Source organism: Clostridium sp. UBA1652 (assembly GCF_002320975.1).
GTDB classification, from domain to species: domain Bacteria; phylum Bacillota; class Clostridia; order Clostridiales; family Clostridiaceae; genus Clostridium_T; species Clostridium_T intestinale.
In genome coordinates this window covers 1-17,389 of record NZ_DCLI01000059.1, presented here as the reverse complement: position 1 = coordinate 17,389, position 17,389 = coordinate 1, and the positions used below count along the sequence as shown (strand labels likewise).

Annotated in this window: 18 protein-coding genes; 14 read left to right on the top strand and 4 right to left on the bottom strand. The window is 29.7% G+C overall.

Annotated features, from left to right (window positions below):
* Positions 1-203 precede the first annotated feature (203 nt).
* The 3 genes from B3N22_RS12185 to B3N22_RS12175 all read left to right on the top strand — a co-directional run bounded on the left by B3N22_RS12185 (position 204) and on the right by B3N22_RS12175 (position 2,286).
* Positions 204-1,487 carry a C40 family peptidase gene (locus tag B3N22_RS12185; RefSeq protein ID WP_286907477.1) on the top strand — a complete coding sequence of 428 codons (1,284 nt, stop codon included), beginning with the start codon at positions 204-206 and terminating at the stop codon, positions 1,485-1,487.
* A 149-nt stretch (positions 1,488-1,636) separates the two neighbouring features.
* Entirely contained in the window at positions 1,637-2,125 is a 489-nt protein-coding gene (locus tag B3N22_RS12180) for a cupin domain-containing protein (protein WP_286907475.1), read from the top strand.
* The gene (locus B3N22_RS12175) at positions 2,125-2,286 is read left to right on the top strand and encodes a hypothetical protein (RefSeq protein WP_286907473.1); all 162 of its coding nucleotides are present in this window, start codon (positions 2,125-2,127) and stop codon (positions 2,284-2,286) included. The genes B3N22_RS12180 and B3N22_RS12175 overlap by 1 nt, the downstream gene beginning before the upstream one ends.
* Before the next feature lie 36 nt (positions 2,287-2,322).
* On the opposite strand, the gene B3N22_RS12170 is transcribed toward B3N22_RS12175, so the two are convergent.
* The 3 genes from B3N22_RS12170 to B3N22_RS12160 all read right to left on the bottom strand — a co-directional run bounded on the left by B3N22_RS12170 (position 2,323) and on the right by B3N22_RS12160 (position 5,834).
* A complete protein-coding gene (locus tag B3N22_RS12170; RefSeq protein ID WP_073016347.1) occupies positions 2,323-3,246 on the bottom strand; it encodes an AEC family transporter in 924 nt (307 codons plus the stop codon).
* A gap of 57 nt (positions 3,247-3,303) precedes the next feature.
* Positions 3,304-4,773 (bottom strand): 6-phospho-beta-glucosidase, encoded by a 1,470-nt coding sequence (ascB, locus tag B3N22_RS12165; RefSeq protein WP_286907470.1) that lies wholly within the window; start codon positions 4,771-4,773, stop codon positions 3,304-3,306.
* 206 nt (positions 4,774-4,979) lie between these two features.
* On the bottom strand, positions 4,980-5,834 hold the full coding sequence (locus tag B3N22_RS12160) for a MurR/RpiR family transcriptional regulator (RefSeq protein ID WP_286907468.1): 855 nt from the start codon (positions 5,832-5,834) through the stop codon (positions 4,980-4,982).
* 129 nt (positions 5,835-5,963) lie between these two features.
* Between B3N22_RS12160 and B3N22_RS12155 the strand changes: the two genes are divergently transcribed.
* From B3N22_RS12155 to B3N22_RS12105, 11 genes are all read left to right on the top strand, one after another.
* Positions 5,964-6,455: a prolyl-tRNA synthetase associated domain-containing protein gene (locus B3N22_RS12155; RefSeq protein ID WP_286907466.1), complete on the top strand. Its 492-nt coding sequence runs from the start codon at positions 5,964-5,966 to the stop codon at positions 6,453-6,455.
* Between the two features lie 57 nt (positions 6,456-6,512).
* The gene (locus B3N22_RS12150) at positions 6,513-7,349 is read left to right on the top strand and encodes a pentapeptide repeat-containing protein (protein ID WP_286907463.1); all 837 of its coding nucleotides are present in this window, start codon (positions 6,513-6,515) and stop codon (positions 7,347-7,349) included.
* Between the two features lie 22 nt (positions 7,350-7,371).
* Positions 7,372-7,905 (top strand): GNAT family N-acetyltransferase, encoded by a 534-nt coding sequence (locus B3N22_RS12145; protein ID WP_286907460.1) that lies wholly within the window; start codon positions 7,372-7,374, stop codon positions 7,903-7,905.
* Positions 7,906-8,482: 577 nt separating this feature from the next.
* The gene (locus B3N22_RS12140; protein ID WP_286907458.1) at positions 8,483-9,082 is read left to right on the top strand and encodes an ADP-ribosyltransferase; all 600 of its coding nucleotides are present in this window, start codon (positions 8,483-8,485) and stop codon (positions 9,080-9,082) included.
* Between the two features lie 35 nt (positions 9,083-9,117).
* The gene (locus tag B3N22_RS12135; RefSeq protein WP_286907455.1) at positions 9,118-10,056 is read left to right on the top strand and encodes an ADP-ribosylglycohydrolase family protein; all 939 of its coding nucleotides are present in this window, start codon (positions 9,118-9,120) and stop codon (positions 10,054-10,056) included.
* A gap of 470 nt (positions 10,057-10,526) precedes the next feature.
* Positions 10,527-12,608 carry a BglG family transcription antiterminator gene (locus tag B3N22_RS12130; RefSeq protein WP_286907453.1) on the top strand — a complete coding sequence of 694 codons (2,082 nt, stop codon included), beginning with the start codon at positions 10,527-10,529 and terminating at the stop codon, positions 12,606-12,608.
* 19 nt (positions 12,609-12,627) lie between these two features.
* On the top strand, positions 12,628-12,915 hold the full coding sequence (locus tag B3N22_RS12125; RefSeq protein WP_286907450.1) for a PTS sugar transporter subunit IIB: 288 nt from the start codon (positions 12,628-12,630) through the stop codon (positions 12,913-12,915).
* A gap of 45 nt (positions 12,916-12,960) precedes the next feature.
* Positions 12,961-14,232, top strand: coding sequence for a PTS ascorbate transporter subunit IIC (locus B3N22_RS12120; protein ID WP_286907448.1), 1,272 nt, complete (start codon positions 12,961-12,963; stop codon positions 14,230-14,232).
* A gap of 60 nt (positions 14,233-14,292) precedes the next feature.
* Positions 14,293-14,895: an SIS domain-containing protein gene (locus B3N22_RS12115; protein ID WP_286907445.1), complete on the top strand. Its 603-nt coding sequence runs from the start codon at positions 14,293-14,295 to the stop codon at positions 14,893-14,895.
* 5 nt (positions 14,896-14,900) lie between these two features.
* Positions 14,901-15,797, top strand: a complete 897-nt coding sequence (gene dapA / locus B3N22_RS12110) for a 4-hydroxy-tetrahydrodipicolinate synthase (protein ID WP_286907444.1) — start codon at positions 14,901-14,903, stop codon at positions 15,795-15,797.
* Between the two features lie 73 nt (positions 15,798-15,870).
* Positions 15,871-16,503, top strand: coding sequence for a beta/alpha barrel domain-containing protein (locus B3N22_RS12105; RefSeq protein ID WP_021801982.1), 633 nt, complete (start codon positions 15,871-15,873; stop codon positions 16,501-16,503).
* A 50-nt stretch (positions 16,504-16,553) separates the two neighbouring features.
* Here B3N22_RS12105 and B3N22_RS12100 read toward each other — a convergent pair whose 3' ends face one another.
* Positions 16,554-17,309 carry a methyl-accepting chemotaxis protein gene (locus tag B3N22_RS12100; protein WP_286907439.1) on the bottom strand — a complete coding sequence of 252 codons (756 nt, stop codon included), beginning with the start codon at positions 17,307-17,309 and terminating at the stop codon, positions 16,554-16,556.
* Between the last annotated feature and the right edge of the window lie 80 nt (positions 17,310-17,389).

Below are 17,389 nucleotides of genomic sequence, written 5' to 3'. Positions count from 1 at the left end.
TGACTTCATATAGTTAGTCTCGTTAAAATTATTAACCTCATTTCATTAAGCTATACAGATTAGTAAAATTAAAGAAAATTTAACTGTGTGGTTTAAATTACATTTGTTATAATGGGTAATAGATGATAGTATATAATTAACTTAAGTATTAGTGGGGGAGGGATAGGTATAACTCTTATTATATAGAGATACCGTACATATTTATGAAGAAAAAATTGATGATAGGTTTACTTGTAGCTTCAATGTTATTCGGAACAGGTGTACAAGCACTAGCTGACCCTTTAACAACAGCTCAACAGCAAGATTTAGATAATAGAAAAAATCAGATATCAGCAGCAGAACAAAAATATGCTGAATTACAAAATAAAGCAGATGAATTAAATATAGAAATACAAAAATTAGTTCTAGCCGTTCAAGAAAATGAAAGTAATATTTCTTCTGTTAATAAAGATATTGAAGCACTTAATGTTCAAATAGAAGATAATAAAAAAGAATTTGAGAAAAAGGAAGAACTATTTAAAACTAGAATTAAATTTTTATACGAAAATGGTGGACAAGCAAATTACATAACTGTTTTATTTAGTGCAAATAGTATAGGCGATTTTATTTCAAAAGCCCAAGCGATTGGTAAGATACTAAGTTTGGATAAACAAATCCTAGAGGAGCTTGATGAAAAGAAGAAGGAATATGATGTTAGTGTTGCTCGATTAGACACTAAAAAGACTGAACTGGAGAATTTAAATTCACTTAATAAATCTAAATTAAGTGATTTAGATCAAAAAAAAGATGAACAACTAGTTTACATTCAAAAAGCTAAAGAAGAGTATTCAAAACTTTCTAGTGATTTAATAACTACAGAAAGAAATTTATATAAACCTTTTGAGAATATAATAAATAACACAAGTAGTTCAATCAACGATTTAAATAATTCAATTTCAGCTTTGAACTCTTTAAAGTCAACTGTAACTAATTCAGATGTTAAAAATGAAATAAACAACTTACTCACAAAGGCAAATACTTCAATTAATAAGAAAAAAGCTGAAATTGAGGCAAACAAGCAAACTAATACACAAACGTCACCTACTAATAATCAAGCTCAAAAACCATCAAACAACACTAATACAAATCCTTCAAGCAATGCACCAGTATCTGCATCTGCTTCAAAGATTTTAGAAATAGCTTACAGCAAATTAGGTGCAGACTATGTTTGGGGTGCTACTGGGCCTGATGTATTTGATTGTTCCGGGTTTACACAATATGTTTATAGACAGGCAGGAATATACATATCAAGAACTACATATACCCAGATAAACGATGGAGTAGCAGTAAGTTATTCTAATTTACAACCTGGGGACTTAGTACTTACTAGTGCAGGACATATAGGTATATATGTTGGAAATGGACAAATGATACATGCACCTCAGACCGGGGATGTAGTAAAAGTATCAAAAATTTGGTCATTTTATGCTGCAAGAAGAATATTATAAATCTTTATTATAAAAAAAAAGTATGTAGATTTGCTTTACATAAAGAAGTCTACATACTTTTTTCGCATTAAATTCAATATATTGTATAAAAATATATAATATGTTATACTAATATATAAATATAATATTTTTATTAAATGAGGGGAACTATGGCACATATCTTTAATGGTGGAAATATAAATTACAAAGTTAGACAATCTCCTATACCAGAATTTTCTTGGCATACTAGTGAAAAACTAGCGGAACTTGTTGGCTCAAAACATTTAAAATTTGATGTCAGATCCTTAGATCCAGATAAGTATTCTTATCCCTACCATTTTCATAGAAATGCTGAAGAAATATTTGTGATTTTAGAAGGAAGCGGAACCTTAAGGACTCCAGAAGGGTTTAAGGAGATAAAAGCTGGAGATATCATTTTTTTTGAAATGGGAGCAACTGGTGCTCATCAACTCTATAATCATACAAATGAACCTTTGAAATTTTTAGATATACGAACAGATGTAGGCTTTGATGTATGCGAATATCCTGATTCAGGTAAGATAAATATCTGTGATAAAGAAGTATATGAATTAGGAGAACAGGCAAATTACTACAAAGGTGAAGATAAAGTTAGCGAAAAGTGGAAAGGAGGTACATAATGAATAAAAGCAAAGATTCAAATTTTGATATTATGTGTGCATTATTATTGCTTTGCTCTGGACTATTTTTTGAAGACGCATTTCCAATATTAATTATTGGTATAGGCTTAAGCATCTACGGTTTATTTAGGGTATTTAAAAAAGAGAAGCTTAAGTTATAAAGAAGAGGATATCACAACTTTGCGATATCCTCTTCTTTATAAAAATAATGCAACAATTACTGGAATTGTGAAAACAGAAAGCAAAGTAGTGATAAACACTGACTTAGCTGCAAGTTTTAAGTCGCCATCATATTGAGTAGCAAACAAAACTGCACTATTAGCAACAGGCATGGCCAAGTTAATTAAAGCAACCCCTAAAATCAAAGGGTTAGTTATAAAATAACTTAGAATAGGATATGCTGCTAATGGTATCAATATTTGCTTTATTATAGTATAAGGATATATCCTAAACTCAGTAAATACTTCTTTAATATCAATATTAGCTAAAGTGGAGCCAATAAGCATCATAGCAATTGGAGTAGTTATGCTTCCAACCATATCAAAACTGGATACAAAAATTGTAGGTATAGGTATTCTTAAAAAATAGATAATAATTGCGATTATGGATGATATTATTCCTGGTGTTAAAAGGTTCTTAACATTTGGTTTAACTTCTTTTTCAGTACCATAATTAATCAAAAATACACCTAAGGTAAATACTAAAAAATTAAATATCATATTAAATATTGAAGTGTAAAAAACAGCCTGATTACCAAATATAGATTTCATAACTGGAAATCCCATAAATCCTATGTTAGAAAATATAGTCATAAACATATAAAGTCCCTTTTGATGGTTTGGAATTCTCATTATCTTGACTAAAATATAACTTAAAAATGGTAATATAGCAAAAATAGTTACCGCAACTAAAAAAACAACTAAAACTTCACTACTATCATTGCTAGGCTCCAAAGATCCTACAGAAGCTATTATTAAAGCTGGTGTTGTCACATTAAGTAAGAGCTTATTTAGTTTTTGGTTTAGCTCAGCATCAAAAAGCTTTATTTTATTTAGAAAATATCCCAAACCAAGAATTAAAAATAATTGAATCATTTGATTAATAACAACATTTATATCCATCTTGTCCCCCTTAGAAAAGAGTAATAACTTTGTTATTACTCTTTGTAATCATTAGTATTAAAATAAACACTTTCCATTAGATTCAATAACTTTTTTATACCAATAAAAAGATTTTTTAGGAATTCTCTTGTAGGTACCATTTCCATAGTCATCACAATCTACATAAATAAACCCATAACGTTTGGACATTTGTTTTGTAGATTCAGAAATTATATCAATACATCCCCATGATGTATATCCTAAACAATCCACACCATCATATTCTATAGCATCTAACATAGCTTTGAAATGAGCTTCAAAATAATCTATACGGTATTGGTCATCTATAGTTCCATCTTCTTTAACAACATCTTTAGCTCCTAATCCATTTTCAACAATAAATAGAGGCTTACGATAACGGTCGTATAAATCTACCATTGAAATTCTAAGACCAATTGGATCAATCTGCCATCCCCAATCACTTGAAGGTAGATATGGATTTTTAATTGCATTAATTGTATTTCCAGCAGTAACATCTAATCCATCTGTTGAGGCAGCTGAACAAGAGGACATGTAGTAAGAGAATGATACAAAATCAACTGGATATTTTTTCATTATCTCATCATCGTTAGCTTCTTTCTTTATTTCTATACCATTATTTTTAAATCTTGAAAGTAAGTATGCAGGATACTCTCCAAAGACTTGTGTATCACTGTAACAATAAGTTGATCTCATATCTTGTTGCGCTTTTAATACATCTTCTGGCTTACATGTATACGGATAATATGTTAATTTTGTAAGCATACAACCAACCTTTGAATCTGGTATTATTTCATGACAAATCTTTGTAGCTAATGCGCTAGCTACAAATTGATGATGCATAGCCTGAAAAATAACTTGCTCCCAATTCATTTCTGGGAATCTATCTTCAATTAAACCACCTGTAGTGTAAGGGTGTCTTATCATTGAATCAACTTCATTAAAGGTCAACCAATATTTTACCTTATTTTTATATCTTTCACAAATTGTTTTTACATATTTCTCAAAGAAACCTATAACTTCTCTAGAATACCATCCGTCATAATTTAAAGTTAAATTAATAGGTGGTTCATAATGTGACATAGTTACTAATGGCTCAATTCCGTGTTTTAAACATTCATCAAAAACATCATCATAGAATTTTAAACCTTCCTCATTAGGTTCTTTATCGTCACCATTAGGGAATATTCTAGACCATGCTATAGACATACGATAAACTTTAAATCCCATTTCTCCAAACATCTTTATATCTTCTTTATAATGGTGATAGAAATCAGATCCATGGCGTTTTGGATATAATGATTCATCTTCAGACTTTAATGCATCTTCAATATCCTTAGTAGTAACTGTATTATGAGCTTTATAATCTGTTACATCTACATCAAGATGGTGTCTAGCACAGTCAGAGACACTTAAGCCTTTTCCGCCTTCTTTATAACCACCTTCAACTTGATTTGCAGCAGTAGCTCCTCCCCATAAAAATCCTTCTGGAAATTTTCTTGTTGTCATATTTTCTTCCTCCTATTGCTTAATCTTATGTCTAACCATTATAAATCACTAATTATACAAAAAGGATATAACAATGATTGAAACTTATAAGCAATATTATAGATTAAAATTGATTATTTGTTATACCAATTATGAAATATGGTTCCAATATTCAAAAGTTTTAATGATAACGTTTGTTTCCTGAAAAAAAGCTCCAATAATTTAACTTAACTATCATTCATCCACTCATACCTAGCTCCTTTTAATTTATTGGCAGTTTTTAATACAACATCATAACGATGAACCAATAAAGAAGCAACCAAAATATCAAGTATATACTGAGTAGACATTGTAAAAATAACATTTGAAAATTCTAAAGTGTTTTCAGTAGTCATTATATGTATATTATAATCGGTTAATTCAGCTAGCCTTTGATCTATATTTCCACTAATAGAGAGAGTAGGCATATTACATTTTTTTAAACGTTTGGCAGCATCAATTACATTAGAATTTTTTCCAGTATGAGATATTAAAATTGAAAAACTAGGAATATTCTCAAGCTGAAGAAAGCTAGCATGACTCCAGTGTATGCTTGAATATGAATTTGACGTTATACCTATCTCTCCTAACTTATAGCAAAACATTTTTGCAACTTCGTTATTTATTCCATCACCATATATATCAATAACTTTAGCTTTTTTCATTAAGCTAATTACGTTTATTAAAACATTTCTATCAATCATACTCCTTGTATGGTCAATTGCCTTAGAATATATAAGTGGCATAGTATGTATAATATCATCTATTGTACTGTTTGCATCATAAGGAATCGTTTTTAAAGATTCTTTTAATTTCATCATTTCAGGATACTCAGATGCGTATATAAATTTTAAATCACCAAATCCTTTAGTTCCAAGCTTTTTACAGACTCTAATAATTGTTGATGCACTTGTATAGCTGGCTTTTGCAAGTTCAGAAACATTCATCTCTAATAAGTCTTTAGGAAATTTAATAACATGCTCAATCACAGCTTGTTCTTGTGCTGTTAAATTCTTTAAGTTCTGCATCTTATCTATTATCATAATATACCTCCCTTTTAATTCTATATTATCATCTTTTCTAAAAAAGATTTATAAATTTTCTAAGTTTGCAAAAAGTATTTATAAATGATATGTTAATAATAACAAATTTACCATTAAAGAGGGATAAACATGGAAAAGATAATAAGAGAAGTAACAAGCTTACTAGAAGAGCTTAATATTAAATACAGATTATATAACCATAAGGCAGTATTTACCATAGATGAATTAGATACACTTGATATAAAGTTTGAAGGTATGTACTGTAAAAACTTATTTCTAAAAAATAGTAAAGGTGATATACATTATCTTCTTATTCTAGAAGATTCAAAGAAAGCTAATCTTAAGGAATTAGCAAGGTATCTAAATAGTACCAGGTTATCCTTTGCTAGTGATGAGCGTTTAAACAATTATTTAGGATTAAAACCAGGATCAGTAACTCCTTTTGGAGTTATAAACGATTCTAAAAAGGAAGTTATTGTTTTATTAGATAGAGATTTAGTTGGATTAGATAAAATAAACTTTCATCCAAATACGAATACCGCAACAATAACCATTTCTTACTCTGATCTTTTAAAATTTTTGGAATACGAAGGAAATAGAGTAGACCTTGTAGAAATTTAAATGTAGTTGTATGGAGTCCCTAATATTTTTATAAAGCAAGAAAGAGGATATGAATTTATGTATACTAAAGAAATTAATATAAAAGAAAGTCTTACGTCCAATTGTGAAAATTGTTTTGGATTATGTTGTGTATCATTATTTTTTTCTAAATCAGAGGGGTTTCCTATAGATAAAATTGCAGGCAAACCCTGTATAAATCTAAAAGATGATTTTAAATGTAGGGTTCATAAAGACTTAAATAAAAAAGGTCTTAAAGGCTGCCTTGCTTACGATTGTTTTGGAGCAGGACAAAAAGTCTCTCAAGTTACATATAGCGGTGAAAGCTGGAAAGACAATCCCAATATTTCAAAAGAAATGTATGAAGTTTTTGTTATTGTTAGGCAACTTCATGAAATACTTTGGTATCTTACTGAAGCATTTAGGTTACAATCCGATTTAGAAGTTAAGAAAAATTTAGAGCCATTGATTCAAAGAACTGAGGACTTTACTAAATTAGATAGTCAAGCTATCTTAAAAATAGATATTATTTCTCATAGGTTTGAAGTAAACAAACTACTTTTAGAAACTAGTAAATCCATTAGAAATAAGGTAAAGAAAAAAAACTTAAATCATTTAAAAGCTAAAAACAATTTCAGCCTTATAGGAAAAGACCTTAGAAAAACTGAATTAATTGGAGAGGATTTAAGTGGATCTTTTTTAATTGCTGCAAATTTAAGTGGTGTAGATTTAAGTTTTACTGATCTTATAGGTGCAGACTTAAGAGATGCTAATATTAGGGGAGCTGATTTGTCAAAAAGTATTTATTTAACTCAAGCTCAGATTAATTCTGCCAAAGGCGATTATAATACAAGATTACCCAAAACTCTTATTAGGCCTTCTCATTGGACAAAGTAATTTATATTTAGGAGTGATATTCATGAAAGAGGTTAAATTAAAAAACGGTGAAGTTTTATTTATTAGGAAACCTACAATTGAAGATGCTGAAAATATGATCAAATATCTAAACACTATAGGAGGAGAAAGTGATAACTTGCTTTTTTCAAAAGATGATTTCCATCTATCCATTGAACAAGAAAAAGAATATATAAAAAATCTTACGAATAACCCTAACTCAATTATGTTGTTAGGGTTAATTAATAATGAAATCATTAGTGTTTCAGGGTTAATTACTAGCTCAAGAAAAAGAATAGCACATAATAGTGAGTTTTCGATATCGGTAAAAAAGACCTATTGGGGATTAGGAGTAGGAAACGCTATTATGGATGCAACTATAAACTTTGCAAAAAGTACTAAAATGATAAAAAACATCAGTTTAGGAGTTAAATCTGACAATGTTAATGCTATAAAATTATATGAAAAGCATGGATTCGTAAAGACTGGAGTTCATAAAAACTTTTTTAATATTGATGGGATTTATTATGATGAGATTTTAATGGATTTAAACTTATAGATTTAAATAAATATAAAAGAAGGTACTCTATAAAAAATTGTAGTACCTTCTTTTTATATGTGAAATATATCAAAATAGGAGGTTGATATATTTAAAAAAATTAAAGGAAGGAAGAGGTAAATATTGGTGATATTCAATGGTCTTTATATCCTTCCTTTATATGAACAACATTCATTGGGGGAATGTTATTGAAATTATTGACTTAAATCTTTAATATTATTCAATTAAGTTGATTATTTTTTTATAAATTTACGTTATACAATTTGGTTAAATATGCTATAATTTTAATATAAAATAAAAGAATTAATTTATTATCATAAATAGAGTAAATATCATATATTTATATAAGAAAACATTTACTTTAGGCAATTAGATGTAAGCTTTCAAATCGTTGTTCTTTGAAAAGTGGATAATACGGTGTAAAACAATAGCAAAGATGCATTTATATGAAAATATATTAATTAAAGGAATTTAAAGCACCGTAATATTCATAACTGAGTTGTATGGTGTTTTTATCATACAACTCGAATTTAGGATGAGCTAAATGATTAATAACAATAAGAGTAGGTAGATTAATATGAGTATGCAAGTAATAGATTTTTTAAAGTTTAATATATTGGAAGAACCTATATGGTTTAAAAGTGCTAAAGAAGCTGACTCTTGGGGTAAAGCTTCTTATAAGTCGTGGTTAGATACTCTAACTACTAAAGAAAGAGTTGCACTAACCAAGTATACTGGCGAAGTATTTTATAGTAATATTAATGATACTTTAAGAGGATTTGGTTCTTTTAATGGTGCAAATGAAGCATACTGCCACTTATTAACTAGTGCTTTAGAAAAAGCTGTTACTCCAGAGGATATATTAGTCTATAGAGGAACATCAAAAATGATGCTTGGGGAGCTTAGAAATCTACATGTTAATCAATTAGAAGGAAAGATTATTGAAGATAAGGCTTTTATGAGTACAAGTTTAGTTGAAGGCGAAATATATGATAGTAATCTAATATTACACATGAATGTTCCTAAAGGTGCCCATGGTGCATATATTGGAAACTTGAGTTTTTTACAAAATGAATGTGAATTTCTATTAAATAGAGGTTATAGAATGTTAATTAAAAAGGTGTTGAAAAATAGTTTATGTTACTTAAAACTAGAAGTTGATGTATTAATAGAATAAATTTTTAAAATTATATATAGTAAGGAAGTGTTTCAATGATAAGATTAGTACAAGGATCCGTATTAGGTTTTTGCGTTGGAGATGCACTAGGCGTACCCGTAGAATTTGTTGATAGAGGAACACTTAAATATAAACCGGTTGTTGATATGCGTTCTTTTGGTGTTCATGGACAGCAGAAAGGAACATGGTCAGATGATAGTTCATTATTATTATGCACAATGGAAAGTTTGCTCCAAGGATATGATATAGTAAATTTAGCTAATACATTTTTAGCATGGCTTGAAAATGGTCATTGGACAGCTAGGGGAAGAGTATTCGATGTTGGGTTTACTACGATAGAGTCTTTAAAAAGAATAAAAAGAGGCATAGCTCCATTAGAATCTGGTAATAGAACTGTTTTTGATAATGGAAACGGCTCTTTAATGAGAATACTTCCTTTTATATTTTATTTGAATAATGAAACAAACTCCTTTAGAAAATTTAGAATAGTTGGTGAAGTCTCAGGTATAACTCATGGTCATATTGTAAGCAAAGTAGCCTGCTCAATATATATCGAAATGGGGATAAACATATTAAAAGGTTACAGTTTAAGGGATAGTTATGAGTTAATGAAGGAAACTATACTTAAACATTACATAAACAAACCTACAAAAGAACTAGATAAGTTTTCAAGAATATTAAAGCAGGATATCAGAATACTTAAAGAAGGAGATATTAAATCTACAGGTTATGTGTTAGATACTTTAGAAGCTGTTTTTTGGTGTTTATTAACTAGCAAATCATATAAAGAAGCTGTTTTAAAAGGAATAAACTTAGGTGAAGATACAGATACAATCGGTGCCTTAATAGGTGGACTAGCAGGGTTGTATTATGGCATTGATAGTATACCTGAAGATTGGATAACTGCTTTAGCTAGAAAAGATGACATTGTCGAATTATGTATTTTATTTGCAAATAAATTTAAATTGATATAAAATAAAACCTAGAAGAGTCTTAATTCTTCTAGGTTTTTATATCGTTATAAGGTTAAGAAGTAAATAGAGGAGAATTAAAAATACGACAATTGCAATTAGTTAAAACTAGATAATAAAATCTTTAGTATATTATATGTAAAACATAGAACTTTTGCTACTAAATTTGATTATTTATAAAAAGATGAAACTGAAAAATTTCATCTTTTTTTATTTTATGTAAAATATAGTTAATTCAAAATACAAATAGTTCTTCGTCAAAATATTTAATAGAACTTAGTATTCATCAAGGTTTTGTAATTATTTTTTAAATAGAATTCAAATTTTGTTTAGTCTTAATACAAAAGTTGAACCCAAATGAAATTGAAAACGATAAATGTTTCAAATAGAATAAATATTGAGGAGGGGATGAAAAATAAACTCCAAGGAAAAGATTATAATTAATCTTAATAAAGAAGTGGGGGTTATTATAAATGGATAAAGAAATTGTATCAATTCTTCAGATTTTATTAAATAGTACACTAGTTACTACAAAAGGTTTGCAAGAAGAAACTAATTCCTCGAAAAGACAAATTACTTATAGGTTAGATAAAATTAATGAACTGTTTAAGTCTAAAAAAGCACCCCTTATAACTTTAGGCACTAATAAGGATATTGTAGTACCAAAAGAAACAAAGGATGCAATTAAAGAAATTCTTGAAGAAAATTATTCCAAAAACACTTACTACTTCAATAAAACAGAACGACTTTTATATATGTATTTAATGCTTTTTATTAACATGGAAGATGTATCAATAAATCATTTTATTGATTCTTTAAAGGTAAGCAGATCTACTGTAAACCTTGATTTTAAAGATTTGATTCCGGATCTTGAAAAAAAAGGCATTGAAATAAAAAACAATCGTACAAACGGCTATTATTTAATTGGGTCTGAGATGGAAATTAGAAGAGTACTTATAAAAAATATTATAGAGACCCTATCAAATGAAGAAAGTTCAAGAGTTTTTGATATTTTTATCGAAGAGTATAAATTAGACAGTTTCGAGAAAGCTAAAGAAGTAATATCAAAGCTTGTAAAAAAACATGAAATTACTTTTGTAGAAAACAGATTAGTAGAATTCATCTATATATTCATTTTCTTAAAAGCTAGAATGCTTTCAAAGAAGATAATTATTTCAAAAAATATAGATATTCCTAATATTGCAGTTATGAACTCCATGAAGGAATATAAATTTGCTGAAGAATTATTAGAATTATATGATAGCAAAGATAAAATAAAATCTCATGATGTAATGTACATTAGTGCTTGGATTTTAGGTATATCAGTAGGAGATGATGAAGAAGATACAAAAGATAGGTCTGTTATTTCAGAAATTGTAAATAAGATGATGACAAATTTTGAGTATTTAAGTGGTGTTTATTATATAAGCAAAGAAAAAATATTTAAACAACTATACTCTCATTTTAGACCTGCTTATTACAGACTTTTGTTCAAATTACCTGTTTACAATCCACTTTGTGAAAAGGTAAAAGAAGAATACCGATTAGTATACAGAATTGTAAGTAATGCAATGAAAGAATTCTGTAGCCTATTTGGAGAAGAAATTCAAGAAGAGGAATTAGCTTATTTAACAATGCATTTTGCAGCTATTTTCTCTAATAAAAAAGAATTTGATATTCTTAGAAAAAGGACAGCTCTAATAGTTTGTTCAAACGGTGTTGGTAGTTCAGCTATCTTACATGCAGAGCTTACAAGTTTATTTCCAGAACTACACTTTTTACCACCGTTAGAATCTTCTAAACTAGAAAACTTCGTTGAACCTGTAGATATAGTGTTTACTACTAATTATAAAGCTGAAGGTTTAGAAATAGATGCACCAGTAATTAAAGTTAGTCCTGTAATGACCCAAAAAGAGAAATATAAAATTACACGTGAAGTGTATATTCAATTGGGTGATATTTTTTTAAGACAACCAAAAATAGATGAAGTTATGGATATAATAAAAAAATATGCGAAAGTAACTTCTGAAAGTATGCTTTCAAGTGAATTATTATCCTATTTTACACAAATAGAAAATTTTACGTCTAAAGGAGAAGAAGGACTTATGCTAAGTGATATTACAAATGAAACACTAATAAAACTAAATGTTCCAGCTAAAGATTGGGAGGATGCTATAAGACAATCTGCTTCAGTTTTAGTTGAAAATAATAAAGTAACTGAAGCTTATGTAGATGCTATGGTTAATACAGCAAAAGAATCTGGTCCATATATAGTAATTACAAAACATGTGGCACTTCCGCATGCAAGGCCAGAAGCAGGATCAAAAGAAATTTCAATAGGAATTGCTACTTTAGAAAATCCTGTTGAGTTTGGAAATGAAGATAATGATCCTGTAAAGTATGTATTTTGCCTAAGTGCAATAGACAATAATAGTCATTTACGTGCTATGTCTGAGTTAGTTGAATTATTCGAAATGGATGAATTCTTTAAAACTTTGGATACCGCTAAGGATCCAAAAGAAGTTATGGATTTTATAAAAGCACATGAATCATAAATAAAAGGAGGAATTAGTTATGTATAAATTATTAATCGCATGTAGAGCAGGGGTTGGATCAAGTTTAATGCTAAAGATCAAAACTCAACAAGTTATAAAGGAAAACAATTTTCCAATAGAAGTAGAGCATGGTTCATTAGATTCATTAAATGGATTTAATGGAGATGCAGTAGAAACATTAATTGATGTTGCAGAAGAATTACAAAGTAAAAATTTAAAATTTGATATTATTGGTATTCGTAATATAGTTGATCGTAATGAAATTAAAACAGCATTAGAAAAATTTCTTGCTTCAAAAGAAAAATAAAATTTAATAAAATAACAAAATTTAATAAAATAAGGGGTAATATATATGAAATTTATTATAAGTTTATTAAGTACACCTGCTGTATTGCTTGGTGTAGTTGCATGTATAGGTCTAATTCTTCAAAGAAAATCAGTTACTGAAATATTTACTGGTGCTTCAAAAACACTTATTGGTTTCTTAGTATTTGGTATTGGTGCTTCAGCAATGACTGGATCATTACAAAACTTTAACAAACTTTTTCAATATGGTTTTGGTATAACAGGTGTTATAGCTTCCCCTGAAGCTGCAACAGCACTTGCACAAAGTACATATGGTTTCGAAGTTTCATTAACATTGATTCTTGGATTCATATTAAACTTAGTATTTGCACGTATTACAAGATTTAAGAACATATTCTTTACAACAGGTCATAGTTTATTCTTCTCTTGTGTACTTGTACTAATTATGCAAGCTCACGGATTTAGTAGTACAGTTACTATCTTAGTTGCTGCAACTATATTAGGGTTTATGTCAGCTGCTTTACCTCAATTCTGCCAACCATTTATGCGTGACATGACAGGTGGAGATGAGCAAGCAATTGGTCACTTTAATATGATTGGTTATGGATTATCAGGTTATCTTGGTCGTATATTCTCAAAACATAAAGAAGAATCGACAGAAACCATAAAATTCCCTGGTTGGTTATCAATATTTAGAGATTTCTTAATGGGCCTATCAATAGTTATGTTAATTTTATTCTATGTTGCTACAGTAAAAGCTGGGCAAACATTTACTCAAGAACTTGCTGGTTCACAACACTGGCTAGTGTTCCCTCTAGTTCAAGCATTTACATTCGTAGCTGGTATGTCAGTATTAATGACAGGTGTTCGTATGTTCTTAGCTGAAATAACTGCTGCATTCGTTATTATTTCAGAGAAATATATTCCAGGATCACGTCCTGCATTAGATGTTCCAACAGTATTCCCATATGCACCAAATGCAGTAATCCTTGGATTTATATCAGCATATACTGCAGGCTTATTAGCTATAGTTGTTATGGCATCATTCCCTAGCATATTCCCTGTAGTTATTATTCCGGCTGCTCATATATGTTTCTTCTCAGGTGGTACAGCTGCAGTATTTGGTAACTCATCAGGTGGATGGAGAGGTGCTCTTTTAGGATCATTTGTTGCTGGATTATTACTTGCATTCTTACCAACAATACTATATCCAGTTTACGGAACACTTGGTATTGAAGGTGCAACATTCCCTAATATAGACTACAACGTAGTGGGAACTGCATTGCATAAGATTTTACAATTAATAAAACCTATGTAAAACATTAATATTATATAAGAGCCATATATATGGCTCTTATGACTTTAAGGAGGATAAATTATGATAGAAAAAACACTACCAACATTCTTAGAAATTCTATCTAATGAAGTTTCGACATTTATTTCTTCAGTAGATGAAAATGCTATTAATCAAGCACGTGATTTAATTCTTAAATCAGAAAAAAATCATGGACGTGTACATGTTACAGGTATTGGTAAACCAGGTCATGTATCTGGATATGTTTCTTCACTACTTTCATCAACTGGAACACCTGCTTATACCTTACATGGTACGGAAGCAGTTCATGGATCTAGTGGTCAAGTAGTTTCTGGAGATATTGTTATAGCTATATCAAATAGTGGTGAAACTCAAGAGTTAAAAGCAACTGTAGAAACTTTAAAAGCTAATGGAGCAAAAATAATTGGTGTTAGTGGTAATGCTGATTCATGGTTAAAAAACGCTTCAGATTCATTTTTGTTTGCTGGCATAAAAAAAGAAGGAGATGATCTTAATAAAGCTCCTCGTGCTTCAATTCTTGCAGAGACTATTGTGTTACAGTCATTAAGCGTTGCATTACAATATGCTAAAGGGCTTGATTCGCAAAAATATTTAAAATGGCATCCAGGCGGAAGTCTTGGACAGTCTATTAGAGAAGGGAAGTAATTTTTATGGATTATAAAGGTATTATATGTGCAATGATTACACCACTTGATGAAAATCAAGATATAAATCCACAAGCAACTCGTGATTTGATCGATTACCTAATTAATAAAGGAGTTTATGGATTATTTATCTTAGGTACAAATGGTGAATGTCATGTACTTACTGATGATGAAAAAGTTGAGTTTGCTAAAATCGTTATTGAACATACTAATAATCGTGTCCCTGTATTTGTTGGTACAGGTGGTAATTCAACACGTGAAGTTATTAATTTATCAAAAAGAATGGAAGCAATAGGTGCAAGTGCACTATCAATTATTACTCCATATTTTGTCCCACCAACCCAAAAAGAACTAATTGAACACTACAAAGCTGTTGCAGCAGAAGTTAATTTACCAATAATGATGTATAATATGCCTGGTAAAACAGGGATTAATATAGAACCTGAATCAGTAAAGGAATTAGCTAAGGTTAAAAATATTGTTGGAATCAAAGACAGCGGTGGAAAATTAGATAACATGAAAGCTTATCTTGAGGCAACTAAAGGAGAGGACTTCGGAGTATTCTCAGGATCAGATTCACTTATTCTTGACATCCTAAAAGTAGGTGGACATGGTGCAGTTGCTGCAACAGCAAACTTCCTTGCTGGTATTGATGTAGCAATCTATAACAACTTTATAAAAGGTGATATAGAAGCAGCACAAAAAGCTCAAGATAGTATTGAAGAACTTCGCCGTATTTTGAAGTTTGGAACAATACCATCAGTCATAAAGCAAACTGTTGTATTTAATGGCATAAATGTTGGTCCGGCGCGTCTTCCTGTAAGCAGAGTAACAGGAGAAAAACTTGATGAAATCAAACGTGTAGTAGAAGATTATAAAGAAAAATTTAATAAGGATTTATAATACAAATCTTTATAAGTTTAGTTAAATTCAATACAGACATAAACGTATTTTAATGAATATCGAGGTGGATTATATGAAAAAGATGAATATAACAAAAAGAATGGCAGAAGTTGGGGCACTTGCAATTGTAAGAGCAGAAACACTTGATCGTGCATGTGAAATCGCAGAAGGCTGTATTAAAGGTGGCATACCAGTTATGGAAATGAGCTATACCTTGAATAATGCCGGAGAAATCATTGAAGGACTTAGCAAAAAATATGGGGAAGCACTTTGCGTAGGAGCAGGAACTGTTTTAGATAGCGAAACAGCTCGTCATGCTATATTACATGGAGCTCAATTCATTATTGCACCAAATTACGATGAAGGTGTAGCTAAAATCTGTAACAGATACCAAATCCCATATGCACCTGGTTGTACATCTTTAACTGAGGCAGTTGATGCGTTAAGCTTAGGGGCAGCATTTATCAAAGCATTCCCAATATCAGACTTCTATGGAGCAAAACTAGTAAAAGTATTCAAGACACCACTTCCTTATATGCCGATTCTTGCAAGTGGAGGAATCACTCTTGATAACTTACATGTATGGTTAGAAAACGGTGTTGATGTTTGTGGTTTTGGTGGACTATTAACTCAAGGCAGTATTGAAGATATAGCTGAAAATGCTAGAAAAATTAGTGAAATCATTAAAAAGACAAGAGAAGCTTAATATTAATATAAAAGAGGTTGGAAACACTAACTATGTTTCCAACCTTTCTTTTATAATTTGAATATATTTGTTAAATTACTCATGTTTTCAGACAAATCAACTAATTCACTAGAAGTTTTATCAATTTTACCAAATAATTTTTCTTGTGAATCAAGATTTGATTTAATTTCATTTGATACACTTAATCCATTTTCTATTGTCATATTTATGTCTTCAATAGTAGCTGTCATTTCCTCTAAAGAAGCAGCTTGATTTGTAACTCCATCTGTAATGTTTTTAAGCATCTTAAATGTATTTTGCATATTCTCTATTATTTTATCTATACTTAATTTCACTTCATTAGATTGAGAAACTCCAAGAATAATTTTTTTATCAGTCATTTCTACAGCAGAAACTACATTTTTTGTTATGCTGTTCATATCTTTTACAAGACTTCCTATATCCTGAAGTGAATTATTAGTATCTTCAGCAAGTTTTCTTATTTCTTCAGCTACTACAGAAAATCCTCTACCTGCCTCGCCAGCTCTAGCAGCTTCTATTGCTGCATTTAATGCCAAAAGATTGGTTTGTTCTGAAATTTGAGAAATTATATTAACTATTTCTGAAATCTTATTACTTTGAGTTTCTAGTTCAGTAACTTCTTTACTTACATTTTGCCCATTCACTGCAACCTCATTTATAACTTCTACTATTGAGTTAACTGAAGATTTACCAACTTTAGCAGAGTCTTGTACTCCTTTTGCGTATGTTTCAATTTTTGCAGCCAGTTCTGCAGTTTGCTGTGAATTATCTGTAATACCAGACAACACCATTGATGCTTGTTTTATACTTTCAGCATTTTGATAAGAATGGTCAATAAGTTTTTTTATATATATATTCTAATAAA

Excerpts from the sequence above, each read along its gene's own strand:
- B3N22_RS12185 (WP_286907477.1), top strand. The coding sequence starts at position 204 with ATGAAGAAAAAATTGATGATAGGTTTACTTGTAGCTTCAATGTTATTC.
- B3N22_RS12180 (WP_286907475.1), top strand. The coding sequence starts at position 1,637 with ATGGCACATATCTTTAATGGTGGAAATATAAATTACAAAGTTAGACAA.
- B3N22_RS12175 (WP_286907473.1), top strand. The coding sequence starts at position 2,125 with ATGAATAAAAGCAAAGATTCAAATTTTGATATTATGTGTGCATTATTA.
- B3N22_RS12170 (WP_073016347.1), bottom strand. The coding sequence starts at position 3,246 with ATGGATATAAATGTTGTTATTAATCAAATGATTCAATTATTTTTAATT.
- ascB (WP_286907470.1), bottom strand. The coding sequence starts at position 4,773 with ATGACAACAAGAAAATTTCCAGAAGGATTTTTATGGGGAGGAGCTACT.
- B3N22_RS12160 (WP_286907468.1), bottom strand. The coding sequence starts at position 5,834 with ATGATAATAGATAAGATGCAGAACTTAAAGAATTTAACAGCACAAGAA.
- B3N22_RS12155 (WP_286907466.1), top strand. The coding sequence starts at position 5,964 with ATGGAAAAGATAATAAGAGAAGTAACAAGCTTACTAGAAGAGCTTAAT.
- B3N22_RS12150 (WP_286907463.1), top strand. The coding sequence starts at position 6,513 with ATGTATACTAAAGAAATTAATATAAAAGAAAGTCTTACGTCCAATTGT.
- B3N22_RS12145 (WP_286907460.1), top strand. The coding sequence starts at position 7,372 with ATGAAAGAGGTTAAATTAAAAAACGGTGAAGTTTTATTTATTAGGAAA.
- B3N22_RS12140 (WP_286907458.1), top strand. The coding sequence starts at position 8,483 with ATGAGTATGCAAGTAATAGATTTTTTAAAGTTTAATATATTGGAAGAA.
- B3N22_RS12135 (WP_286907455.1), top strand. The coding sequence starts at position 9,118 with ATGATAAGATTAGTACAAGGATCCGTATTAGGTTTTTGCGTTGGAGAT.
- B3N22_RS12130 (WP_286907453.1), top strand. The coding sequence starts at position 10,527 with ATGGATAAAGAAATTGTATCAATTCTTCAGATTTTATTAAATAGTACA.
- B3N22_RS12125 (WP_286907450.1), top strand. The coding sequence starts at position 12,628 with ATGTATAAATTATTAATCGCATGTAGAGCAGGGGTTGGATCAAGTTTA.
- B3N22_RS12120 (WP_286907448.1), top strand. The coding sequence starts at position 12,961 with ATGAAATTTATTATAAGTTTATTAAGTACACCTGCTGTATTGCTTGGT.
- B3N22_RS12115 (WP_286907445.1), top strand. The coding sequence starts at position 14,293 with ATGATAGAAAAAACACTACCAACATTCTTAGAAATTCTATCTAATGAA.
- dapA (WP_286907444.1), top strand. The coding sequence starts at position 14,901 with ATGGATTATAAAGGTATTATATGTGCAATGATTACACCACTTGATGAA.
- B3N22_RS12105 (WP_021801982.1), top strand. The coding sequence starts at position 15,871 with ATGAAAAAGATGAATATAACAAAAAGAATGGCAGAAGTTGGGGCACTT.